Annotated in this window: 22 protein-coding genes and 2 tRNA genes; 15 read left to right on the top strand and 9 right to left on the bottom strand. The window is 62.9% G+C overall.

Annotation, left to right across the window (positions count from 1 at the left end; translation table 11 throughout):
• Nucleotides 1-31 precede the first annotated feature (31 nt).
• Entirely contained in the window at nucleotides 32-1,117 is a 1,086-nt protein-coding gene (gene nadA / locus ACFPFW_RS10300) for a quinolinate synthase NadA (protein ID WP_379770574.1), read from the bottom strand.
• A gap of 230 nt (nucleotides 1,118-1,347) precedes the next feature.
• Here nadA and argC point away from each other — a divergent pair, with 230 nt between their 5' ends.
• Complete coding sequence (gene argC, locus ACFPFW_RS10305) at nucleotides 1,348-2,400, top strand: N-acetyl-gamma-glutamyl-phosphate reductase (RefSeq protein WP_114955695.1); 1,053 nt, start codon at nucleotides 1,348-1,350, stop codon at nucleotides 2,398-2,400.
• 3 nt (nucleotides 2,401-2,403) lie between these two features.
• Nucleotides 2,404-3,009 (top strand): hypothetical protein, encoded by a 606-nt coding sequence (locus tag ACFPFW_RS10310; RefSeq protein ID WP_114955694.1) that lies wholly within the window; start codon nucleotides 2,404-2,406, stop codon nucleotides 3,007-3,009.
• On the opposite strand, the gene ACFPFW_RS10315 is transcribed toward ACFPFW_RS10310, so the two are convergent.
• From ACFPFW_RS10315 to ACFPFW_RS10325, 3 genes are read right to left on the bottom strand one after another with little or no spacing between them, the layout of a single operon-like run.
• Nucleotides 3,006-4,538 carry a DHA2 family efflux MFS transporter permease subunit gene (locus ACFPFW_RS10315; protein ID WP_114955693.1) on the bottom strand — a complete coding sequence of 511 codons (1,533 nt, stop codon included), beginning with the start codon at nucleotides 4,536-4,538 and terminating at the stop codon, nucleotides 3,006-3,008. The genes ACFPFW_RS10310 and ACFPFW_RS10315 overlap by 4 nt on opposite strands.
• Nucleotides 4,539-4,550: 12 nt before the next feature.
• On the bottom strand, nucleotides 4,551-5,669 hold the full coding sequence (locus ACFPFW_RS10320; RefSeq protein WP_114955692.1) for an efflux RND transporter periplasmic adaptor subunit: 1,119 nt from the start codon (nucleotides 5,667-5,669) through the stop codon (nucleotides 4,551-4,553).
• A complete protein-coding gene (locus ACFPFW_RS10325) occupies nucleotides 5,614-6,150 on the bottom strand; it encodes a MarR family winged helix-turn-helix transcriptional regulator (RefSeq protein ID WP_379770580.1) in 537 nt (178 codons plus the stop codon). The genes ACFPFW_RS10320 and ACFPFW_RS10325 overlap by 56 nt, the downstream gene beginning before the upstream one ends.
• A 98-nt stretch (nucleotides 6,151-6,248) precedes the next feature.
• Between ACFPFW_RS10325 and ACFPFW_RS10330 the strand changes: the two genes are divergently transcribed.
• The 9 genes from ACFPFW_RS10330 to ACFPFW_RS10370 all read left to right on the top strand — a co-directional run bounded on the left by ACFPFW_RS10330 (nucleotide 6,249) and on the right by ACFPFW_RS10370 (nucleotide 17,881).
• A complete protein-coding gene (locus tag ACFPFW_RS10330; RefSeq protein ID WP_114955690.1) occupies nucleotides 6,249-6,467 on the top strand; it encodes a hypothetical protein in 219 nt (72 codons plus the stop codon).
• A 69-nt stretch (nucleotides 6,468-6,536) separates the two neighbouring features.
• On the top strand, nucleotides 6,537-7,757 hold the full coding sequence (locus ACFPFW_RS10335) for an LL-diaminopimelate aminotransferase (RefSeq protein ID WP_114955689.1): 1,221 nt from the start codon (nucleotides 6,537-6,539) through the stop codon (nucleotides 7,755-7,757).
• A gap of 29 nt (nucleotides 7,758-7,786) precedes the next feature.
• On the top strand, nucleotides 7,787-9,109 hold the full coding sequence (locus ACFPFW_RS10340; protein WP_114955688.1) for a homoserine dehydrogenase: 1,323 nt from the start codon (nucleotides 7,787-7,789) through the stop codon (nucleotides 9,107-9,109).
• Between the two features lie 23 nt (nucleotides 9,110-9,132).
• Nucleotides 9,133-10,128, top strand: a complete 996-nt coding sequence (gene glpX / locus ACFPFW_RS10345; RefSeq protein ID WP_114955687.1) for a class II fructose-bisphosphatase — start codon at nucleotides 9,133-9,135, stop codon at nucleotides 10,126-10,128.
• A gap of 78 nt (nucleotides 10,129-10,206) precedes the next feature.
• Nucleotides 10,207-12,480 (top strand): acyl-CoA dehydrogenase, encoded by a 2,274-nt coding sequence (locus ACFPFW_RS10350; RefSeq protein WP_114955686.1) that lies wholly within the window; start codon nucleotides 10,207-10,209, stop codon nucleotides 12,478-12,480.
• Nucleotides 12,441-13,763, top strand: coding sequence for an acetyl-CoA C-acetyltransferase (locus tag ACFPFW_RS10355; RefSeq protein WP_114955685.1), 1,323 nt, complete (start codon nucleotides 12,441-12,443; stop codon nucleotides 13,761-13,763). The genes ACFPFW_RS10350 and ACFPFW_RS10355 overlap by 40 nt, the downstream gene beginning before the upstream one ends.
• Entirely contained in the window at nucleotides 13,763-15,865 is a 2,103-nt protein-coding gene (locus ACFPFW_RS10360; RefSeq protein WP_162799584.1) for a 3-hydroxyacyl-CoA dehydrogenase NAD-binding domain-containing protein, read from the top strand. The genes ACFPFW_RS10355 and ACFPFW_RS10360 overlap by 1 nt, the downstream gene beginning before the upstream one ends.
• A gap of 126 nt (nucleotides 15,866-15,991) precedes the next feature.
• Nucleotides 15,992-17,437, top strand: a complete 1,446-nt coding sequence (locus tag ACFPFW_RS10365; RefSeq protein WP_114955683.1) for a DUF7125 family protein — start codon at nucleotides 15,992-15,994, stop codon at nucleotides 17,435-17,437.
• An 84-nt stretch (nucleotides 17,438-17,521) separates the two neighbouring features.
• Nucleotides 17,522-17,881 (top strand): response regulator, encoded by a 360-nt coding sequence (locus tag ACFPFW_RS10370; RefSeq protein ID WP_114955682.1) that lies wholly within the window; start codon nucleotides 17,522-17,524, stop codon nucleotides 17,879-17,881.
• 1 nt (nucleotide 17,882) lies between these two features.
• On the opposite strand, the gene ACFPFW_RS10375 is transcribed toward ACFPFW_RS10370, so the two are convergent.
• The 5 genes from ACFPFW_RS10375 to ACFPFW_RS10395 form a co-directional block, all read right to left on the bottom strand.
• Nucleotides 17,883-18,779, bottom strand: coding sequence for an NAD(P)/FAD-dependent oxidoreductase (locus ACFPFW_RS10375; RefSeq protein WP_114955681.1), 897 nt, complete (start codon nucleotides 18,777-18,779; stop codon nucleotides 17,883-17,885).
• Nucleotides 18,780-18,816: 37 nt separating this feature from the next.
• Nucleotides 18,817-20,631: an ABC-F family ATP-binding cassette domain-containing protein gene (locus ACFPFW_RS10380; RefSeq protein ID WP_114955680.1), complete on the bottom strand. Its 1,815-nt coding sequence runs from the start codon at nucleotides 20,629-20,631 to the stop codon at nucleotides 18,817-18,819.
• Nucleotides 20,632-20,675: 44 nt separating this feature from the next.
• Nucleotides 20,676-20,752: transfer RNA gene (locus ACFPFW_RS10385), tRNA-Arg, on the bottom strand.
• Nucleotides 20,753-20,770: 18 nt separating this feature from the next.
• Nucleotides 20,771-21,076: an ETC complex I subunit gene (locus ACFPFW_RS10390; RefSeq protein WP_114955679.1), complete on the bottom strand. Its 306-nt coding sequence runs from the start codon at nucleotides 21,074-21,076 to the stop codon at nucleotides 20,771-20,773.
• 20 nt (nucleotides 21,077-21,096) lie between these two features.
• Nucleotides 21,097-21,173, bottom strand: a tRNA-Pro gene (locus ACFPFW_RS10395).
• Nucleotides 21,174-21,384: 211 nt separating this feature from the next.
• On the opposite strand from ACFPFW_RS10395, the gene ACFPFW_RS10400 reads away from it, so the two are divergent.
• From ACFPFW_RS10400 to ACFPFW_RS10415, 4 genes are all read left to right on the top strand, one after another.
• Nucleotides 21,385-21,552, top strand: coding sequence for a hypothetical protein (locus ACFPFW_RS10400; RefSeq protein WP_162799583.1), 168 nt, complete (start codon nucleotides 21,385-21,387; stop codon nucleotides 21,550-21,552).
• 187 nt (nucleotides 21,553-21,739) lie between these two features.
• Nucleotides 21,740-22,417 (top strand): outer membrane protein, encoded by a 678-nt coding sequence (locus ACFPFW_RS10405; RefSeq protein WP_114955678.1) that lies wholly within the window; start codon nucleotides 21,740-21,742, stop codon nucleotides 22,415-22,417.
• A 141-nt stretch (nucleotides 22,418-22,558) separates the two neighbouring features.
• Complete coding sequence (locus ACFPFW_RS10410; protein WP_379771461.1) at nucleotides 22,559-22,855, top strand: BA14K family protein; 297 nt, start codon at nucleotides 22,559-22,561, stop codon at nucleotides 22,853-22,855.
• Between the two features lie 81 nt (nucleotides 22,856-22,936).
• On the top strand, nucleotides 22,937-23,140 hold the full coding sequence (locus ACFPFW_RS10415) for a hypothetical protein (RefSeq protein WP_114955676.1): 204 nt from the start codon (nucleotides 22,937-22,939) through the stop codon (nucleotides 23,138-23,140).
• The last annotated feature ends 15 nt before the right edge of the window (nucleotides 23,141-23,155 follow it).

Raw genomic sequence — 23,155 nt, forward strand, 5'->3', positions numbered from 1 at the left:
AGAACTCCCGTGTGAAGGGAGTGCTCTCAGGTCAGATCTTCAGATTGACCATCCGCTCGACCGAGCGGCGCGCCTTGGCGGCGATCACCGGGTCGATGATGATCTCCTCACGCATGGTCAGCAGACTGTCGAGGATCTTCGGCAGCGTGATCCGCTTCATGTGGGGGCACAGATTGCACGGCCGCAGGAACTCGGTTTCTGGCGAGACCTCGGCAATGTTGTCGGCCATGGAGCACTCGGTGATCATGACCAGCCGCTTAGGTTTATTGACCCGCACGAACTCCTGCATCTTCGCCGTCGAGCCGGTGAAGTCGGCCTCGGCCAGAACATCCGGCGGGCATTCCGGGTGGGCGATGATCGTCACCGACGGATCGTCCTCGCGCAGGCGGCGAAGTTCCTCTCCCGTGAAGCGTTCATGCACCTCGCAATGGCCCTTCCAGGAGATGATCTTCACCTTGGTCTGGGTGGCGATCCAGGCCGCCAGGTATTCGTCCGGCAGGCAGAGCACTTCGGGCGCACCGAGGCTCTCGATCACCTCGACGGCGTTGCCGGAGGTGAGGCAGATGTCCGCCTCGGCCTTCACCGCCGCCGACGTGTTCACGTAGACGGCGACCGGTACGCCCGGATGTTTGCGCTTCAGCGCGCGGACATCCTCGGCGGTGATCGACTCGGCGAGCGAGCATCCGGCGCGCATGTCCGGAATGAGGACCGTCTTTTCGGGGTTCAGCAGCTTCGAGGTCTCCGCCATGAAGTGGACGCCGCCCTGGACGATGATCTGGGCGTCGGTCTTGGTGGCTTCGCGAGCGAGCGCGAAGCTGTCGCCGACGACATCCGCGACGCAATGATAGATTTCCGGCGTCTGATAATTGTGCGCCAGGAGAACGGCGTTGCGGACTTTCTTCAGGTCGTTGATCGCCTTCACGTAAGGGGCATGGACCGGCCACTCGATCGCGGGGATGACGTGCTTCACGCGCTCGTAGAAATGAGCTGTTTCCGCAGCAACTTCCGGGGTGAACTCAAGCGACGGCATCGGCAGGACGCCGAACCGCTCCGCGGCAGTCAAAACACGCGGCGCCGGACGGGGCCGTTCGAGGACAGCGGCAGACGAAAGGTCCATCTCTCACTCCCCTTATGCTCAATTTGAGCATATCTGGGTTCTTATAAAAGCCGGCCCAAAGCCAGCTCACATCCGTTTATCCCGGACAGGCGTAAACATACTCTTTTCCCACAGCATTTAAAGAGGCGAGACATTCGATTTTCGCGAGTGTCATCTGCATTGGGTAATGGCAACCGTCTCGACGGCGGCTCCGATCGTCCTTATGTGAGCGTCCCCAAGGAGATCAAGAGATGGCAGAGACGGTTCGGGTCGGCGTTTACGGTGCATCGGGCTATACGGGCTCAGAACTGCTCCGCATTCTGCTGCGCCATCCCAACGTCTCGATCTCCGCGCTGACGGCCGACCGCAAGGCTGGCCAGCAGATGAAGGACGTGTTTCCGCAGTTCACCGGCGTCGATCTGCCGGTGCTGACGACGATCACGGAAGTCGATCCGCATAAGCTCGATGTCGTCTTCTGCGCGCTGCCGCATGGAACGACGCAGCACGTGGTCGCCGACCTGATGATGCAGCGGCCCGAACTGAAGATCGTCGATCTGTCGGCCGATTTCCGCCTGGAGAATCCCGAGGAATATGCCCGCTGGTATGGGCATGCCCACGAAGCGCTCGACCAGCAGAAGGAGGCCGTCTACGGCCTGACCGAGCTCTATCGCGAGAAGATCAAGGGGACGCGGCTGCTGGCCAACCCCGGCTGCCATTCCGGCACCTCGATCATCCCGATGGTGCCGCTGCTGAAGGCAGGCATCGTCGATGCCGATAACATCGTTATCGATTCCAAGACCGGAATGTCAGGAGCGGGCAGGGGCGCCAGCGAGGGAATGCTGTTCTCCGAGGTCGCCGAGGGCACGCATGCCTATGGCGTCGGCAAGCATCGGCACACGTCTGAACTCGACCAGGAATTCTCGAAGGCGGCCGGCCGGCCGGTCTTTGCGAGTTTCACGCCGCATCTGCTGCCAATGATCCGCGGCATATACGCGACGATCTATCTGCGCACGCTCGGCGGTGCGAAGCCGGAGGACCTGCATCGCGTTCTGGCAGATGCGTACGCGGGCGAGACCTTCATCCAGATCCTGCCGTTCGGCCAGGTTCCGCAGTCGCGGCACGTGAAGGGCTCGAACAATTGCCAGCTCGGCGTGATCGCCGACCGCATGGACGGCCGGGCGATCGTTATTTCGACGACCGACAATCTGATGAAGGGCGCGTCCGGTCAGGCCGTGCAGAACTTCAACCTGATGTGCGGCTTCGACGAAGCGACGGCGCTCGCCGGGCCCGCGCTGTTCCCCTAAGCCATGCCGTTCCAGAACCGGGTCACGCCACACGGAGAAATCGAGTTCTCCAGCGCGCGTGGCCTGTTCATGGGCAATCGCGGCATCCTGCACGACGGCGCTCAACGGCTCGGCAGGGCACGCTGGCGACACAAGAACTGGGTCTGCTGCCTGCTCGAGTTCAAGGGGCGGAAGCAGACGATCAATCCGCCCTCGCACTACACCCAGCTTTTCTTTCTAGATGAGGCCGTGGCTCTGGCGGCGGGACACCGTCCCTGCGGCGAGTGCCGGCGTCTGGATCATAGACGTTTTGCGTTCGCGTGGCAGCCGGCGTTCGCATGCGACCGGCCGGTGCTGGCGAAGGAAATGGATGCCGTTCTCCATCCCGCGAGGACGGCCAAGGAGCGGCCCACGAGGCACGCGCGGTCTCTTCCGGACGGAAGTTTCGTCGACGTCGAGGGTCAGGCGTTCCTGATCTGGAAGGGCGGCCTGCACCGCTGGAGCCACGAGGGTTACAGCGAGCGGCGAGAGCTTCCGGACGACGAGGTCCGGGTGCTTACACCGCTTCCGATCGTCCGTGTCCTCTCAGCCGGCTATCAGCCCGTCGTTCACGCCTCGGCGGACACTTAGTCCAGCGCGGCGTGGGAGGCCTCGCCCGGCTGGGCCTTGGGCGGGCGCTTCATGAACAGAAGCAGCGGCGTCGCGGCAAGCGCGATGAACATCATCAACCGGAAATCGTCGGCATAGGCGATGATCGCCGCCTCGCGATTGACCATCCCATCCACAATCTGTCGGCCGAGATCGGTCGACGGGTCGAGCGGCGTTCCCGCGAGCATCTGTATCGAGGCGCGGAACGGATTAATGCTCGCGCCAAGCTCGGCATGCAGCTCGGACGAATTCCTGGTCAGCAGGAAGGTGACGACCGAAATGCCGACCGCGCTCCCGATATTGCGGACGAGGCTGATCAACGCCGCCGCGTCGGTGCGCTGGTGCGGCTCGATGGTCGAAAAGGCGATCGTCTGGATCGGGATGAACAGGAAACCGAGGCCGAGCCCTTGGATGACGCCGGTCCAGATCAGCGACGAAGCCGAGACGTCGGGTGTGTAGCCGCTCATCTGCCAGAGCGGGAATGCCGTCAGGGCGAAGCCAGCTAGCATGACAAGACGAGGGTCGATCTTCTGGACGAGGCGCCCGGCGATCATCATCGCGACCATGGTGCCGATGCCGCGCGGGCCGAGGACGAGGCCAGCCGTGAGCACCGGATAGCCCATCAGGTTCTGGAGGTATGGCGTCAGCAGCGCGAGGCTCGCGAGCAGGACAATGCCGACCACGAACATCGTGACGAGACCGGCGGCCAGATTGCGGTTCAACAGCAGCGACGGGCTGATGAACGGCTTCTCCGCCGTCGCGGTGTGGACCATGTAGAGATAGAAGGCGAGGCCCGCGATCACGGTTTCGGTGACGATCTCACTGGAGTCGAACCAGTTCAGCTGTTCGCCGCGATCGAGCATCATCTGGAACGCGCCGATGGCAAGCGCCAACATGCCGAAGCCGAACCAGTCGAATTTCAGGCCCTGCTGCGCCTCAGTCTTGGGAAGGACCCAAAGGAAGCCGAGGAACGTGAGCAGGCCGAACGGCAGGTTGACGAAGAACACCCAACGCCAATTGTAGGTCTCGGTGAGCCAGCCGCCGAGCGTCGGGCCGAGGATGGGGCCGAGCATGACGCCCATGCCCCACATCGCCATGGCCGAGCCGCGCTGTTCGGGCGGATAGATGTCCATCATCACCGATTGCGACAGGGGCACCAGCGCCGCGCCGAACACGCCCTGCAGCAGGCGATAGAAGACCATCAGATTGAGGGTGGATGCTATGCCGCAAAGCATCGACGCGAGGGTGAATCCGGCCACGCAGACCATGAACACATTCTTGCGGCCGAACCTGTTGGTGATCCAGCCGACCGGCGCCGTCATGATGGCCGCAGCGACGATGTAGGACGTCAGGACCCAGTTGATCTGGTCCTGCGTGGCCGATAGCGAGCCCTGCATATAGGGCAAGGCGACGTTCGCGATCGTCGTGTCGAGCGCCTGCATGATCGTCGCCATCATCGCGCAAGCGACGATGATCGGACGGACCTTCAGGATATCAGCCGCGATGGTCATGGCGATCGTCGATCAGAACAGATCGCTCAGCGAGCGGGACTTGCCCGTGTCGACGGATACGACCGCGCTGATGCCCGAGCGCAGGATTGGATCGCCGTCCTTATGGTCGATCAGGATGTGGAGCGGCACGCGCTGGACGACCTTCACCCAGTTGCCGGAGGCATTCTGGGCCGGGATCAGCGAAAATTGGGCGTCGGTGCCGGGGTTGATCGAGTCCACCCGGCCGGTAAAGGCGTGGTCGGGGTAGGCGTCGACCGTGATGGTGACAGGCTGACCGGGAAGGACATTCTGGATGTCCGTCTCCTTCGGATTGGCGTCCACCCAGGCATGATCGACATCGACCACGGCGAGCGCGACGGTACCCGGAACGAGGTAGCGGCCGGTCAACAGCATTTCGGCCTGGGTCACGACGCCAGAGATCGGCGCGCGAGTTTCGGTCAGGCGGAGATTGCGCTGGGCCTGATCGACATTGGCCTGGGCCTGCATGAAGGCAGGATACTTTTCGAGCGGCAGGTTCGGGTCGCCGCCGAGATTGGCGAGCTGCTCGGACGCGTCCTGCTTGGCAGAATCGAGTGCTCCCTGCGCGCTGTTCAGCGAGGCCTGTGCCTGATCGAGTTCGGACTGAGCCGCGAATGTGCGGGCGTTGAGGTCGCGAATCCGGGCGAAGTTCTTCAGCTGATAGTCGAGCTGTGTCTGGGCCGTGGCCGCGTCGCGAACCGCCTTGGCATAGCGCTCCTTCAGGGCAGCCAGATCGAGCTTCGAGGCTTCGAGCTGGCCGCGCGCCGTTTCGAGGGCGATACGATAAGGCTCGGGATCGATCTCGAACAGCAGATCGCCTTCAGTGACGCGCTGGCCCTGATGGACGGCGACCTGAGAAACGGTGCCCGTCACCTGGGGCGTCACCATCACGGTGTTCGCGCCGATATAGGCGTTGTCGGTCGAGACGTAGCGACCGCCTGTTAGCCACAGGCCGAGCGCGACAAGCGCCACGAGCAGCGGCCCGGCGATAAGCAGTGGCTTGCGGAGATTCTTCGCGGTCAGTCGGCGGCGCGGCTTGGACTGCGCGACATTGTCCTCAGGCGCGTCGACTGACGGGTCGAGTGGAGGTGTGTTCGTCACTCTGTCCAGCATGGTCTTCGCCTGTATCTTCGATCTTCAGAAGGTTCGTGCGGATGTCCTGTAGCGCCTCCGCCAGCGCATCGATCTGCGTCTCGTCCAACTTCGCCAGCGCGCGGTCCATGACGATCGAACCGATCGCCCGGACGCGGTCGAGAACCGGCTCGGCCGCGGGAAGGAGATGGAGCCGATAAGCGCGGCGGTCGGCGGGGTCGGGCCGACGCTCCACAAAACCTGACGCTTGGAGGCGGTCGATGATGCGGCCGACGCTGATCGGCTCCATTTCCATCTGGGCAGCCAGATCGACCTGGCGCAGGCCCTCATACCTAGAGACCCGGGCGAGCACGGCCCATTGGGCGCGCGACATGCCGACTTCCTTGGCCCGTTGGTCGATGATGCGGCGTAGGATCCGGGACGTATCCGAGAGCAGGAAGCCGATTTCCAGGCTGGGGGTGCTATCAGTCATGGCAGTGATGTAGGCGGATATAATAAGCAAGCATATTATATCTTGGTCTAATGTCGCCACACGGGCCTGCTTGGATATTCATTGGCCGCTCATATTTGCTGCGGCATGTTTTGGTTCGGGGAGGGACGATGATGCCGGTAGCGGCACGCATGATCTTGTTGGCGACGGTCGCGGCCATGCTCGCCGGATGCACGATGGCGAGCGACAAATACGGCCTGCCGCCGGTCGACCGGACCAACAAGGCCTATCCGAACATCAATATCGATCCGCCGGCGCGTCCGCCGCTTGACCCGCCAGCGGGTCATCCCCCAAACACGACCAGCACGAAGCAAGCTACGCCAGGTTGACTTCAATCCGCCGTTTTCACTTTGGAACGTGCTACAATTCCCGTCCCGATTGCCTAGGACACTTCTGAGATGACGCAGGACTTCCACTCGATCCGCCGACTGCCGCCTTATGTTTTCGAGCAGGTGAATCGCGTGAAGGCCGCCGCCCGCAAGAACGGCGCCGACATCATCGATCTTGGAATGGGCAATCCCGATCTGCCGACGCCCGAGCACATCACTGAGAAGCTGATCGAGAATGCGCGCAAGCCGCGCACCAATCGCTATTCGGCCTCCAAGGGCATTCCAGGTCTCCGCCGTGCGCAGGCGACCTATTACGCCAATCGGTTCGGGGTAAAACTTGACCCGGATACGCAGGTTGTCGCGACGCTTGGTTCGAAAGAGGGCTTTGCCAATATGGCGCAGGCCATCACCGCGCCGGGCGATGTCGTACTCGTCCCGAATCCGAGCTATCCGATCCACGCGTTCGGCTTCCTGATGGCCGGCGGTGTCATCCGCAACGTGCCGTCGACGCCCGGGCCGGACTATTTCGTGGCGCTCGAGCGGGCGATCCAGCACTCGATCCCGAAGCCGATCGCGGTCGTGCTCTGCTATCCGTCGAACCCGACGGCGGAGGTCGCGAGCCTCGATTTCTACAAGGACCTCGTCGCCTTCGCGAAGAAGCACGAGCTCTTCCTGCTCTCCGACATCGCCTACTCGGAGATCTATTTCGACGAGGCACCGCCCTCAATCCTGCAGGTGCCGGGTGCGTTCGACGTCGCGGTGGAATTCACCTCGCTGTCGAAGACCTATTCCATGCCGGGCTGGCGCGTTGGCTTCGCGGTGGGCAACGACCGGCTGATCGGCGCTCTGTCGCGGGTGAAGTCCTATCTCGACTACGGCGCGTTCACGCCGATCCAGGTCGCGGCGACTGCCGCGCTGACTGGCCCGCAGGACTGCGTCGACGAGATGCGTGCGATCTACAAGAGCCGCCGCGACGTGCTGGTCGACACCTTCACGCGGGCGGGCTGGGAAATCCCGGCTCCCAAGGCGTCGATGTTCGCCTGGGCGCCGATCCCGGAGAAGTTCCGCTCCATGGGCAGCGTCGAGTTCGCCAAGCTTCTCGTCGAGAAGGCCGATGTCGCGGTCTCGCCGGGCGCGGGTTTCGGTGAGTATGGCGACGACCATGTGCGCATCGCGCTCGTCGAGAACGAGCATCGCATCCGGCAGGCGGCGCGCAATCTCCGCCGGTTCCTTGAAACCTCGGATCAAACATTGCACAACGTGATCCCGCTCGCCGCCGCGGCTCGCTGAGAGTTGCGCACACCCCTTCGGGATCATTGATGTCTGCTGCATTGAGAGTTGGCGTCGCCGGGCTTGGCACCGTCGGCGCTTCGGTGATCCGCCTGCTGGATGAACGCCGTACCGCGCTGGAAGCGCTGAGCGGCCGAGGCATTCAGGTGACTGCTGTTTCGGCCCGTGACCGCTCGCGCGATCGCGGCATCGACCTCTCAAACGTCCGCTGGCATGACGATCCGGTCGACGTCGCGACGGACGAGAATGTCGATCTGGTCGTTGAACTGATCGGCGGCTCGAACGGCGCGGCCAAGGATGTCGTCGAGGCGGCCCTCAAGCGCGGCAAGCCGGTCGTGACCGCGAACAAAGCCCTTCTGGCCGAGCACGGGCTCGACCTCGCGGCCCTCGCGGAGGAGAATGGCGCGGCGCTCGCCTTCGAAGCTGCCGTCGCGGGCGGCATCCCGGTCATCAAGGCGCTTAGAGAGGCGCTTCCAGCCAGCCGGCTGACCCGCATTTCGGGCATCCTGAACGGCACCTGCAATTTCATCCTGAGCCGGATGGAAGAGGAGGGGCTGTCCTTCGCCGATGCGCTGGTCGAGGCGCAGAGGCTCGGTTATGCCGAGGCCGATCCGACATTCGACGTCGGAGGTTTTGACACCGCTCACAAGCTATCGATCCTGACCAGCCTCGCTTTCGGCACTCAGATCGATGCCAATTCCATCTATGTAGAGGGCATCGCCTCGATCGCTCCGCTCGACCTCGCGATGGCGGATGAACTCGGTTACCGCATCAAGCTCCTGGGCGTGGCGACGCGGACCGATGCCGGCATCGAGCAGCGTGTCCACCCGACCATGGTGCCGAAGAGCTCTGCGATCGCCCAGGTGATGGGCGTAACGAATGCAGTCGCAATCGACGGCAGCGCGATCGGTGAACTGACCCTCGTCGGCCCGGGTGCCGGCGGCGGAGCGACGGCAACGGCGGTGATCTCCGACATCGTCGACGTGGCGCGCGGCGCCGTGCGCCTGCCGTTCGGTCTGCCGGTAGCGTTGCTTGAGAAGGCCGAGAAGGCACCGATCCGTACCCACAAGGGCGGCTATTACATCCGCCTCAGCGTGGTCGATCAACCCGGAACGGCAGCGGCGATCGCGACCCGGATGGCGGAGCAGGGCATCTCGCTCGAGAGCATCCTGCAGCGTAAGCCGCGTGATAAGAAACAGTCCGAATCATCTGATACTGATGTCAAAACCGTCCCGCTGGTGCTGATTACCCATGCGACCAGCGAGGATGCGGCGAGACGCGCACTCGATGCGGTGCTCGCGGACGGACATATTCACGGATCACCGCAGGTTATCCGCATCGAGACCGAATAAGGGCTTCGCCCGGAAGGACGTTCATGGCCGAGATCAGAGTCGAACCTGGGAAAGCCATCGAGCGCATCCTGACGCTGGAACTGGTCCGCGTGACCGAGCGCGCCGCGGTTGCTTCTGCCTACTGGCGCGGTCGCGGCGATAAGAACGCGGCGGACCAGGCGGCGGTCGACGCGATGCGGCGCGAACTGAACCGTCTTGAGATTGACGGCACCATCGTCATCGGCGAAGGCGAGCGCGACGAGGCGCCGATGCTCTTCATCGGGGAAAATGTCGGCGCCGGTAACGGTCCGAAAGTCGACATCGCGGTCGACCCGCTGGAAGGCACCGAACTCTGCGCCGACGACCTTGCGGGCGCGATCTGCGTCATGGCGATGGCTGAAAGCGGCACGCTGCTCCACGCCCCCGACGCTTATATGCACAAGATCGCCATCGGTCCGGGATATGCCGAAGGCACGGTCGATCTCGACGCGTCGCCCGAGGACAATATCCATTCGTTGGCCAAGGCCAAGGGTGTTCCGGTGAGCGAGATCGGCGTGCTGATGCTCGATCGTCCGCGCCATAAGGACATCATCACCCGCGCCCGTGCGACCGGAGCTCGCGTCCGCCTGATCACCGACGGCGACGTCGCTGGCGTCATCTACACGACCCGCCCCGAAGAGACGGGTATCGATCTTTATCTCGGTATCGGCGCGGCGCCGGAAGGCGTGCTCGCGGCTTCGGCGCTACGTTGTGTCGGCGGCCAAATGCAGACCCGCCTGATCCTGGATACTGAGGAGAAAATTGCCCGCGCCGCCAAGATGGGCGTCAGCGATCCGAACCGCCTTTACAAGGTGGATGAGCTGGCATCCGGTGACGTCATCGTCGCCGCGACAGGCGTAACGACGGGTCCGCTCGTGAGCGGCGTCGTGCTGGGCAAGGATTATGTGGAGACCGAGACGGTCGTCTACCGTTCGGCGACGGGCACCGTGCGCAGGATCCGTGCGGAACACCGCGAAATGGAGAAATTCGGCCCGCGTTGATCACAAGAGTTTCAGATTTGTCGCGTTCAACCTGTCAAACTCTGTCCGGACGGTGATTCTGGGATAAGGCTGGCGAGGATGACCAATTGGCGCCGGGATTGGATTACAAAACCGATCTTCGGTTGGGCGCAGAAAGCGCTCCCCACTATGTCCGAGACCGAGCGCGCGGCGATCGAGGCCGGCGACGTCTGGTGGGAAGCCGATCTGTTCACCGGCAATCCTGACTGGAGCAAGCTGCTCGCAGTTCCGCCTGCGGCGCTGACTACCGAGGAAGAAGCCTTCCTCGCCGGTCCCGTTGAAGAGCTGTGCGACATGCTCGAGGACTGGAAGATCACCCACGAGATCGGTGATCTGTCGCCAGAGGCTTGGGCCTTCCTGAAGAAGGAGAAGTTCTTCGGGATGATCATTCCGAAGAACTATGGCGGCCTCGGCTTCTCGCCTTTTGCGCATTCGGAGGTCGTCCGGAAGGTCTCGACCCGTTCATTGACCGGCGCCGTAACCGTCATGGTGCCGAATTCGCTTGGGCCGGGCGAACTGCTGCATCAGTTCGGAACCAAGGATCAGCGCGATTACTGGCTGCCGCGTCTGGCTGACGGCCGCGAGATCCCGGCCTTCGGACTGACCAGCCCCGAGGCGGGTTCCGACGCCGCCGCGATGATCGACACCGGCACGGTCTGCATGGGACCGGGGCCGGGTGGCAACGTCCTCGGTATCAAGCTGAACTGGCGCAAGCGCTACATCACGCTCGGTCCCGTCTCGACAGTACTCGGCCTTGCCTTCAAGCTTCAGGATCCTGATGGCCTGATCGGGAAGAATCCGAACATCGGCATCACCGTCGCCCTGGTGCCGACGGACACCGCCGGCGTCGAGATCGGCAATCGCCATTTCCCTTCGGGACAGGCGTTCCAGAACGGGCCCAATCGCGGCATTGACGTCTTCGTGCCGATGGATGCCGTGATCGGCGGGCAGGCGCGGGTCGGGCAGGGCTGGCAGATGTTGATGTCGGCGCTGGCGGCCGGACGCGGCATCTCGTTGCCGTCGCTGTCGGCGGCGGCGATCGTGATGTCGGCGCACACGACCGGCGCCTATGCCCGCATCCGCGAGCAGTTCAACATTCCGATCGGCCGCTTCGAGGGCGTGCAGGAGCGGCTCGCTCGCCTCGCAAGCTCGGCCTATGTCGTCGACGGCGCGAGGCGTCTGACCTGTGCTGGTCTGAACATGGGCAAGAAGCCCGCCGTCATCTCGGCGATCATGAAATATCAGGCGACCGAGCGGATGCGCGTCGCCATCAACGACGCGATGGACGTCCACGGCGGCAAGGCCGTGATCGATGGCCCGACGAACTATCTGACCTCGATGTACCGCGGCATCCCGATCGGCATCACCGTCGAGGGCGCGAACATCCTGACGCGCTGCCTGATCATTTTCGGGCAGGGCGCGATCCGCAGTCATCCCTTCCTGCTCAAGGAGATGCTGGCGCTTCGGAACCGCAACAAGCGCCGGGCGCTCGATGCGTTCGACAAGGCATTCTGGGCCCATGTCGGCCACAGCGCGTCGAACCTGTTCCGCGCCTGGGGGAGGGCGTGGTCCGGCGGCAGGTTCGCTCCGGCTCCGCCGACGGGAGCGGCGACGCCTCACTATCGTCAGCTCAGCCGATATTCCGCGGCTTTCGCGCTCACCGCCGATATGGGGCTGCTGACGCTCGGCGGCGCTCTGAAGCGACGCGAGATGCTATCGGCGCGTTACGGGGATATCCTTTCCGAACTGTTCCTGTTGTCCGGCGCGCTGAAGCGCTGGGAAGACGAAGGCCGGCAGACCGCGGACGTGCCGATCCTCGATTTCTCGATGCAGACCGGCTTCTCGGTGATCGAGCACCGACTCGACGAAATCCTGGCCAATCTGCCGAACCGTCCGGTCGCCTGGATTCTGCGGCTCCTGCTTCTGCCCTTCGGTGTACGGAAACGCGGGCCGTCGGATGCGCTCATGCAAACCTGCGCGAACGTACTGCTCGAGAATTCCGCGGCACGTGAGAGACTTGTCGCGGGTATTGCCCGCAACACCGAGGTCCCGGGTCTCGTGAAGTTGCAGGAGGCCTTCGATCTCGTGACCGGCAGCGAGCCGATCCGCGCCAAGCTCAAGGCGCTCGGCCTGCGCGACCCGTCGCTCGCGGTCGAGCGCGGCCTCATCACTGACATCGAAGCGGATCAACTTGCGAGAGCGCAGGAAGCCGTCGCGGAAGTGATCGCAGTCGACGATTTCGCGCCGGACGATTTCAGCGCACTCTTCAAAAATAATGGCAGGGAGGATCAACCATCGCCACGACAGCCGCGACGGGCAGCACCCGCAAAGTAGGTGGACGCCCAGTCTATATCGTTGACGGCAGCCGCACGCCGTTCCTGCGCGCGCGCGGTGGTCTCGGACCCTTCACGCCGGTCGACTTGGCGGTCCAGTGCGGACGGCCGCTTCTGCTGCGCCAGCCGTTCAAACCGACCGATTTCGACCAGGTGATCCTTGGCGTCGTCAACGTCATCGCCAATGAGATGAACCCGGCCCGTGTCGCCGCGCTACGGCTAGGCATGGGCGAGGAGACGCCGGCGTTCTCGGTGCAGATCAATTGCGGCTCGGGCATGCAGTCGATCGATGTCGGTTATCGCTATATCGCCGATGGCGGCTCGGACCTGATCCTGGCCGGCGGCGCCGAGGCGCTGAGCCATTCGGCGCTGCTCTACAACAGGCAGGCGGTGAACTGGTTCAGTGCGCTTAACGCGGCACGCGGTACCGGCCCCAAGCTGAAAACGCTGGCGTCGTGGCGGCCGACCTTCTTCAAGCCGGTGATCGGCCTCGTTCAGGGGCTCACCGACCCGATCGTGGAATATGGCATGGGCCAGACGGCTGAACTCGTCGCGCATTTGTTCGACATCAGCCGGGCGGACTCCGACCAGTATGCGGTCGAAAGCCATCTGCGGACGGCACGGGCGCAGAAGGAGGGCTGGTTCAAGGGCGAATTGGAGCCCGCCTTCGGCCGCGACGGCAAGCTGTATGATGCGGACGATGGCGTGCGCGCCGACTCCTCCGTCGAGAAGCTGGCGAAGCTGAGCCCGGCCTTCGAGCGGCCCTGGGGCAAGGTGACCGCCGGTAATTCCTCGCAGATTACCGACGGCGCGAGCTGGGTCATCCTGGCATCCGAAGATGCGCTGAAGAAGCACGGCCTGACGCCGCTCGCGATCATCCGCGACAGTCATTGGGCGGCGCTCGATCCGGAGATCATGGGGCTTGGGCCGGTCGTCTCCTCGACGCCGATCCTCAGCCGCAACGGACTGGCGCGTGAGGACGTCGACATCTGGGAACTGAATGAAGCCTTCGCCGCGCAGGTGCTGGGCTGTCTGGCGGCCTGGAACGACGAGAAGTTCTGCAAGGACGTACTCGGCCTCGACGGCGCGTTCGGCCAGATCGACCGGTCGACGCTGAACGTCGACGGCGGCGCGATCAGCTTGGGCCATCCGGTCGGTGCGAGCGGCAACCGGATCGTGCTTCATTGCGTCAACGCAATGAAGCGGCTCGGAAAGAAGCGCGGCGTCGCCACCGAATGCATCGGTGGCGGGCAGGGCGGTGCGATGCTTCTGGAGGCCGCGTGATGGACGGACTGGCGATGCGGACGCTCGGCGACCGCAATCTCGAACTCGGCCCGATTCCGGCCAAGCGCAGCAAATGGAAGCACTGGAAGCTGACCCGCACCGCCGACGACGTCGCGTGGCTCGTCCTCGACAAGCAGGGTGCGAGCGCGAACGTGCTGTCGGCCGATGTATTGGCCGAGCTGAGCGATGTCCTGACGGTTCTTGAGACCGAGACGCCGCGCGGGCTCGTGATCCGCTCAGCAAAGCCGTCGGGCTTCGTCGCGGGCGCGGACATCACTGAATTCGGGGTGATGGACGATCCGGACGCGATCGAGGCGCTGCTGAAGAACGGCAATGCGATCTTCGACCGCCTCGACGATCTGCCATGCACGACGGTCGCGGTCGTCCACGGCTTCTGTCTTGGTGGCGGGCTTGAGCTAATCCTCGCCTGCGACCGGCGTATCGCCATCGAGGGTGCCCGTTTCGGCTTTCCTGAAGTTCTTCTTGGGCTGCATCCGGGACTTGGCGGCTCGTGGCGATCGATCAAGCTGATCAATCCCGTCGAAGCCATGACGATGATGCTGACTGGAAAGACCGTGCACGCGCGTCAGGCCAAAAATTCAGGCCTCGTCGACGCGGTGACCGAGGAGCGGCATGTGCTCGGCGCGGTCGCGGCCGCGCTCGACGGCTCGCTTCGCCTGCCGAAGCCGGCGCTGCCGCAGCGCGTGATTTCCGGCATCGCCCAGACTGGCATCGGCCGCCGCCTGTTCGCTCGCAAGATGCGCAGTGAAGCGGAGAAGAAGGCGCCGAGCCGGCACTATCCGGCACCCTACGCGCTGATCGATCTCTGGGAAGATCTCGGCGGCGAGCCGCAGACGATGAAGGAAGCGGAGGTCGCGTCCTTCGCCAAGCTGCTCGTCACGCCGACGGCGAAGAATCTCGTCCGGGTATTCTTTCTTCGCGAGAACCTGAAAAAACTCGCCGGCAAGGCCGCCGAGAAGGTGAAGCACGTTCATGTCGTCGGTGCCGGGGCAATGGGCGGCGATATCGCCGCCTGGTGTGCCTGGCAGGGCGTCACGGTCAGCCTCGCCGATATGCAGCCAATTCCGCTGGCGAAGACGATCGGCCGGGCGTCGGCGCTGTTCGGTAAGATCGGGCGGAAGAGCGCGCAGACGCGTGATGCCCTGGATCGGCTGATCCCGGACCTCTACGGCGACGGCGTCGGGCGGGCCGATATCGTCATCGAGGCGGTGCCGGAAAATCTCGATCTCAAGCGCAAGATCTATGCAATCGCCGAGCAGCGGATGAAGCCGGAGGCGATCCTCGCGACGAATACTTCGAGCATTCCGCTCGAAACGCTGCGCGACGGGCTGGCCCGGCCGGAGCGACTGGTCGGCCTGCATTTCTTCAATCCGGTCTCGCGGATGCAACTCGTCGAGGTGGTCAGCCACGACAAGGCGTCGGCGGCGACGCTCGCCGCCGCACTCGCATTCTGCGGCCAGATCGACCGTCTGCCCGCGCCGGTGAAGAGCGCGCCGGGCTTCCTCGTGAACCGGGCGCTCCTGCCTTACATGCTGGAAGCGCTCGTCATGTTCGACGAGGGCGTGAAGCCTGAGACGATCGACCGAGCGGCGACCGATTTCGGTATGCCGATGGGACCGATCGAACTGGCCGATCAGGTCGGCCTAGACATCTGTGTCCATGTCGCCGACGTGCTGAAGGAAAGCCTCGGCTGGCCGATGCCGGACGCGCCGCAATGGCTGCGCGACAAGGTCGAGAAGGGTGAACTCGGCAAGAAGACCGGCAAGGGCATCTACACCTGGGAAAAAGGCGAGGCGGTCAGAGCCAAGGATTCGCCGTTACCGGACGAGGCGATGGCCGACCGCTTGATCCTGCCCATGGTCAATGTCTGCATCGCCCTTCTGCGCGAAGGCGTGGCCGAGACGGAGGACATCATCGACGGCGCCATGATCTTCGGTACGGGCTTCGCTCCCTTCCGGGGTGGACCTCTGCACTATGCTCGTCAGCGTGGCGTGGCGGACGTGACGAAGAGCCTGAAGGCTCTGGCCAAGGTGCATGGCAAGCGCTTCCAGCCCGACGCGGGCTGGGCCACGCTCAAGTGACGGATCCCGGTTGCTCTTCCAAGTTTTTCGCGTCTCGCTACCAGTTGCGGACAAATCGTAGCGTGCGATAAAGATCGTAATCCTTCCTCATCCCTTCCCAGTGCAAACGCGGCAGCTTTCCCGAAGATGGCACAAGACAAAGAAACGGAACTGACGCGCGTACCGAGTGGGATTGAGGGCCTCGACACCATTCTGCGGGGCGGGTTCTTCGAGGGCGGCCTCTATATCGTCCAAGGTGAACCTGGCTCGGGCAAGACCATTCTTGCTAACCAGATCTGCGCCCATCATGTGAACAAGGGCGGCAAGGCGATCTACGCGACGCTTTTGTCCGAGAGCCATGCGCGACTGATGCAGCAGCTCCGGACGATGTCGTTCTTCGACGAGAGCGCGGTTCCGGAGCGACTTGTCTTTCTAAGCGCCCTCAGTGCCCTGGAAGATCGCGGTCTGAGCGGCCTGCTCGATCTTCTGCGCCGCGAAATGATGGGCCGCCGGGCGACGACGATGGTGCTCGACGGCTTCCTCGCCGCCGAAGCCTCGGCCTCCACCGAGCGTGACTTCAAGAAATTCGTCCATGAGCTCCAGGGCCATGCGATCGCCGCCGGCTGCACCGTATTCCTGCTGACCAATGGTTCCGATCGTCCGTCGCGGCCCGAGCGCACGATGGTCGATGGCATCTTCGTTCTTCAGCGCCAGAATTTCGACGCTCGCAGCGAGCGCTCACTCGAAATCCTGAAGTTCCGTGCATCGAGCTATCTCGAAGGTCGCCATTCCTTCACGATCACCGGTGACGGGCTTGTCGTCTATCCCCGCATCGAATCCCGGTTCGCCTGGCCGTCTCGATACGACGAGGCGCCGTTCTCGCGGGTGACGTCGGGCATCGGGAGCCTCGACCAGAAGATGGGCGAGGGGGTACCGGCAACGTCGACGACGGTCGCGTTCGGTCCTCCCGGTATCGGTAAGACGACTCTCGGACTGCATTGGTTCTCGGCTGAGCCGGACGTGCCATCGTTGTTCTTCGGTTTCTTCGAGTCGCCGGAGCGGCTGCTGCGCAAGGCCGACGCGCTTGGATTGCCGACCCGCTCGCTGCTGCAAGCAGGCAAGCATCACGTGATCTGGCAGCCGGCAACGGAACACGATTTCGATGCGCTCGGCGCGCGCCTTCTCGATGCGGTCCACCGAACCGGCGCCCGGCGTCTTGTCGTCGACGGCCTCGGCGGCTTCATGGCCTCGGTCATATCCCCGCAGCGGATTTCGAAATATTTTGCGGCTCTGTCGAACGAGCTTCGGGTACGGGGCGTCACCACGCTCTACACCAGCGAAAGCCGTGAGTTCCTTGGTGCTCCGGTCGAACTGCCGATCGCCAATATTTCAAGCTTGATCGAGAACTTAATCGTCCTTCGTTTCGTTGAACTTCAATCCAGCGTACGCCGCCTGATTTCGGTGGTGAAGATGCGCGATAGCGACTTCGACCCGGCGCTACGGGAGTTCAAAATTTCGGATCAGGGGCTCACCGTTCTTGACCCAGTCTTTGGCGCCGAAGGGCTGATGACGGGGTTTGCGCATGAACGCTGAGCGCCGCACCGGGCAATGGCGCCCGGCGTAGATAATGGGCCGGGGCGGTGAGACGTCCGGTTTTGAAAGAAGTGAGGCACGACCGTGCGGACAATCCTCGTCGTCGATGACGAGTTCGGGGTTGCCGACGTGCTTGCAGCAGCGCTCGAGGACGAAGGCTACCGCGTCGTCACGGCCGCTAACGGCAAGCAAGGCATCGAGCGACTGGCCGAGTCCCGGCCAGACCTCATCCTTGTTGATTTCATGATGCCGGTCATGGACGGACCGACAATGGCGCACGCCTTGCGTTCTGATGGCCATTCCGATCTGCCCATCATCATGATGAGTGCGATGCCGGAGGCCGCAGTCCGAGAGCGTTTTGACGACTATTTTGCATTTCTACGCAAGCCGTTCAGAATCCATCACGCAGCTGATCTTGTCGCCAAGGCGCTGAAAGATCGCTGATCTAGATCAAATCTTCGGCGATCAACTCGCTATTTATCTGGAAAGCCGCCAAGGCGCCTTCAGCTGCCGCTAATATTGCGAACTGTACCCCCTGTGAGGCGTCTCCGGCGACAAATAGGCCGGGTATATTCGTCTGCTCATTGCCGACGGTTCGGACAACACCCTTCTCCGTCAGATGGCAGTTCAGTTTTGTAGCGATGGCACAACTCGGTTTGGCGCCGGTGATGAAGAACAGCGCGTCGCGGGGCAGGCACGAGTCGTTCTCGAAATGCACCGCCGCGAGCGTGTCGTTCTTGGCCTCAAGGTGAGTGATCCGGTCTTCGCGGACGGTGACGCCGTTCCGCTCAAGCTGAGCGAGATCCGTTTCTGAAAGTTCGGATGCGCCATCGGTGCAGAGCACCGGGTCCTTGCCCCAGAGAGTCAACTGAAGCGCGAAGTTCTTACCTTTGTCGCCCCGGCCATAGATCGCGAAGAGGCGATCCCTTTCCTCCCAGCCGTCGCAATAGGGGCAATTGTAGACGCCGTGGCCGTAGAGTTCGCGAAAACCCGGAATATCTGGGAGATTGTCGTCGACGCCCGTTGCTAGCAGTAGTTTGCGAGCCAGTTCACGGATGCCGTCGTTCATCACGACCTCGAAACCGTCCGGCGTGATCTCGACGTCAGCGACCGGCATGTCACGGATCTCGACCGAGGGGTACTTGCCGATTTCCGCGCGGCCGATCGAACGAAGCTCGCCTGGGAGGATGCCGTCGCGAGTGATGAAGCCGCTGACGCCTCGCGATACGGCGTTTCGCGGCGTGCCGTCATCGCAGAGCAGCACGCGCCGTCGGCAGCGCCCAAGGACGAGGGCAGCGTTCAGTCCCGCCGGCCCGCCGCCGACTATGATCGCGTCGTACATGGACAGCTAAACGACGGATCGCGTCCGCCGTTCCGCTTTAGGCAGACTCGATGTCCTCCCGAAGCATCTCCAGGCGGAGCCATTCGTCCTCGGCTTCGGCCAACGCAGCCTGGACCTCAGACAGCTTCTGGCTGCCTTTCTGGAAGGCTGTCGGGTCCTTGGTGTAAAGCGCGGGATCGGCGAGCTTGTCGCTCAATTTGGCGATCTCGGCATGGTAGCTGTCGATCTTGCCGGGCAGCGTCTTCAAGGCGTGCTGGTCATTGAAAGAAAGTTTGCGTCTCGTCTGCGGCTTGGCGACCGGGGATGCCGAGTCACCCGGGTCTCGTTCGCGCTCGATCTTCGCGGCTGCCCTCGCATCGACGCCACGGCCGCGCTGCGCAAGCATGTCCGAATAGCCGCCCGCATATTCGACCCATCGACCTTCACCCTCGGCGACCACGACCGAGGTGACCGTGCGATCGAGAAAATCGCGATCATGGCTGACGAGGATGACAGTGCCCTGGTAGTCGCTGATCATCTCCTGCAGGAGGTCGAGCGTTTCGAGATCGAGATCGTTCGTCGGCTCGTCCAGAACCAGAAGGTTGGAGGGTTGCGCCAGCGCGCGTGCAAGCTGAAGACGACCGCGTTCGCCACCGGATAGGCGGCTGATCTGAGTGCCGGCCTGTTCGGGGGCGAACAGGAAGTCCTTCATATAGCTCATGACGTGCTTGGTCTGGCCGCCGACGAAAACCGTATCGCCGCGTCCGCCAGTAAGCGCTTCCTTCAACGTCCATTCGTGATCGAGACTGGTGCGCTTCTGATCCATCCCAGCGAGCTCGACGCTCGCGCCGATTCGGACCGACCCGTGGTCGGGCTCAATAACTCCCGTCAGCAGGTTGATAAGCGTCGTCTTGCCGGCGCCGTTGGGACCGACCAGTCCAAGCCGATCACCGCGGGCCACCCGAATCGAAAAATCCCTTACGACCGGCTGGTCGCCGTAGAATTTCGAGATGTTGCGGGCCTCGGCGACCATTTTCCCGGAGGTCGTGGCCTCGGTCATCGTCAGCTGGACATCACCCTGGACCTTGCGGTGCTCGCGATAGTCCTTGCGCAGCGAGCCGAGCTGTTCGAGGCGGCGGACATTGCGCTTCCTGCGGGCGGTCACGCCGTAGCGAAGCCAGTGCTCCTCATCGGCGATCTTGCGATCGAGCTTGTGGCGGTCTCTCTCTTCCTGTTCCAGCACTTCGTCGCGCCAGGTTTCGAAAGAGGCAAAACCCTTTTCGAGACGGCGCGTCTGGCCGCGGTCGATCCAGACCGTGGCGCGGGACAAGGTTTCGAGGAAACGACGATCGTGGCTGATGACGACTAGCGCAGACCGGGTGCGCTTCAGCTCATTTTCCAGCCATTCGATGGCCGGCAGATCGAGATGGTTGGTCGGCTCGTCGAGCAGAAGAATGTCCGGCTCGGACGCCAGCACGCGAGACAGTGCGGCACGGCGAGCTTCTCCACCGGAGAGACGCGACGGATCTTCCCCGCCCGTCATGCCGAGGTCTTCGAGCAGGCGGCGCGCGCGGTAGGCATCGTCGCCAGGGGCAAGCCCGGCCTCGACATAGGCGAGCACCGTTGTGAAGCCGGAAAAATCGGGCTCTTGCGGCAGGTAGCGAAGCGTCACTCCCGGCTGGAAGAAGCGAGTGCCGGACGTCTGTTCGATATGGCCGGCGGCGATCTTGAGAAGTGTGGATTTGCCCGAACCGTTCCGGCCGACGAGGCAAAGCCGCTCTCCGGCGGAGACGGAGAGTTCGGCGCCGTCGAGCAACGGCGTGCCGCCGAACGTCAGTCCGATACTTTGCAGCAGAAGGAGTGGGGGAGCCATGGCTGCGGCTTAACGGGGTGGCCGGACGGGGGCAAGGCGAAAGGTGGCGACCCCGGCAGGGCTCGAACCTGCGACCTGCCGCTTAGAAGGCGGCTGCTCTATCCAGCTGAGCTACGGGGCCAGCCCGAAGGACCGCTAGTCAGTGGGTCCACTGACCGACGCGACCCCATTTGAAATTGTCCGAATAAGAGATCTTCTGACGGTGTGCGGACTTCGGCTCATACACCTGGTAGGGGATGCCGGCTTTCTGGGCGTAAGCGATCGCCTCTTCCTTGGTGTCGAAGCTCATCCGGACCTGCTTCTGGGTGTCGTCGGAGGACGTCCAGCCCATCAGGGGGTCGATCACGCGCGGTGTCGCCGGCTCGAAATCGAGCATCCATTGATTGGATTTGCCAGTGCCGGACTGCATGGCGTTGCGGGCGGGCTTATAGATGCGAGCGGTCATCTCTCGAAACACCAAAAAAATGGTCGGGGCGGCCGGATTCGAACCAGCGACCCTCTGGTCCCAAACCAGATGCGCTACCAGACTGCGCTACGCCCCGAAGCGCTGATACGCGGAGGGAAATGACACGTTCGGGGCATTCGAACAAGGCGTTGGAAATCAGACAGGACGGAAAAATCCGTCAGCTTCTCTCGACATCGGACAATTGAGCTTATTTGCGCTCCGGCGGAGCCCGAGAAATCGAAGCGCGAGTGACTTGCGACGTCTCACCCTGTGATTGTATTGTCGGTGGAGGGTGGGAAACGAAAAAGATGCTGGAGCTTGCTGTCGTTTTGGCGTGGGGCGTGCTTCTCGGCGTGCTTGCGCTGATCATATATGAGATTGCCTTCATTCTGCGCCCCGGAGATAATCCTGCGGAACCGCCTTCGAGCGAGCAGCGCGGCGATGAAGCCGCGACGGAGCTGAGACGCGCGGCCTGACAGGTCGCCTGCAATCGCTGACGATCGCCTTCCTGAAACGGCCAAAAATACTGGTTGCGCTGTCGTTCTCTCGAAGGAGTTCGCGACAGTTCCCTAACTGACACATTTTCGCCATTGAGTTGCAACGAAGGCACAGACGACCACGCCGGTCTGGATTAAGGTCACGACTCGAAGCGTGGGGTGTCTCATGAAGCCGCTGATGAGAATCGTTGGAGCCGCCGCCATACTGGTTTGGGGTGGTGCCGCCAGTGCCGCGGATTACCCTATGGCTACCACCTCCGAGTTCGTGAACTGGACCGGCGCCTATTTCGGCGGCTTCGGCGGCTATGCGGCGGGTGAGATCACGGCCGATGCCGATACCGCTCCTTACGACGCCGAGTATGATCTCAACTTTGCTCTGGGCGGGGTCGAGTTTGGCTATAACCACCAGTTCGGCCAGTTCGTCGTCGGCGGCGAGATCGATATCAGCTTCACCGACGGGGACACGTCAGAAACGTTAGCCGTTGGCGAATATGAGTCGAATATCGATTGGCTCGCGACATTCCGCCTTCGTGCCGGCTACGCTTGGAACAATCTTCTGATCTATGCCACAGGCGGTTTCGCGGCTGCGGAAACCGATGATCGTTTCCTCTCCGGCGGAGCCGAGGAAGAAACAACCGGTAGCCGCAAGGGATGGACCGCCGGCGCCGGTTTCGAATGGGCTTTCTACGACAAATGGTCGGTGAAGGGGGAATACCTGTTCGTCGATCTTGGGGATGACGAAGCAATCCAGGATCCGAATGGCGTGTTACCTGTGGGCTTCGGCAGCTCGGTCGTCGAGCACCAATATCACGTCGGAAAAGTGGGCATAAACTACCACTTCTGATCTCTTCGGCCCGCGACAATCCTTCGCCGAACGTCTCAAAATCGGACGAAACCGTCCATGAAATGGCCACATCCCATCGGGCTAGTTAACAATCGTTAACGGGATGGGAGTGGGGTCATGCGTCTCCATATCTACGCGACAATGGTGGGACTAGCTCTGTGTGCCGGAGGGACAGCCGGTGCTCAGGAAGTCTCGCTCAATCACCTCGATTGCCGGTATGACGACACGGCACGCTCGCTGAAATGTCCTGACATTTTGGTGGGACGGGCCTCGGCGGCCATACCGGCACCGGCGCCCGCGGCGCCTGCGAGCGCGGAAGGAAGTCCGGCTCAGGGCTCTGCCGAATGGAACGCAGCCTGTGCCGCGAAGTATAAAAGCTTCGATGCCGCGACCGGCATGTACAAGAGCTTCAGCGGCCAGATGCGGCCGTGCGTCTAAGCGGCATGGCGATTGCAGCCTAGGATGGCGAATAGCGGGCGCGTGCCGTTCTGACACGCGCCCGCACCATGAGACAGGCGTATGTTCAAGAACGGCGAGCAGGCTCTGGAGCAGTTGCGAGCGATTGACGTCGCTCTTAGCGAACGTGCGGCTCGATTCGCGGGCGTCTTTCCGCTGACCGTCGTCCAGGCCGAAACAGCTGAGAATGACGGCACCGTCACCGCCGACACTCAGCTTGATGAGCGCATTGCGCGCTTCGTCTTCCGCCGACCCATCCACACCTGAACGCCAAGAGCCACA

It is taken from the genome of Flaviflagellibacter deserti, assembly GCF_042652085.1.
In the GTDB taxonomy this organism is placed as follows: Bacteria; Pseudomonadota; Alphaproteobacteria; order Rhizobiales; family Methylopilaceae; genus Flaviflagellibacter; species Flaviflagellibacter deserti.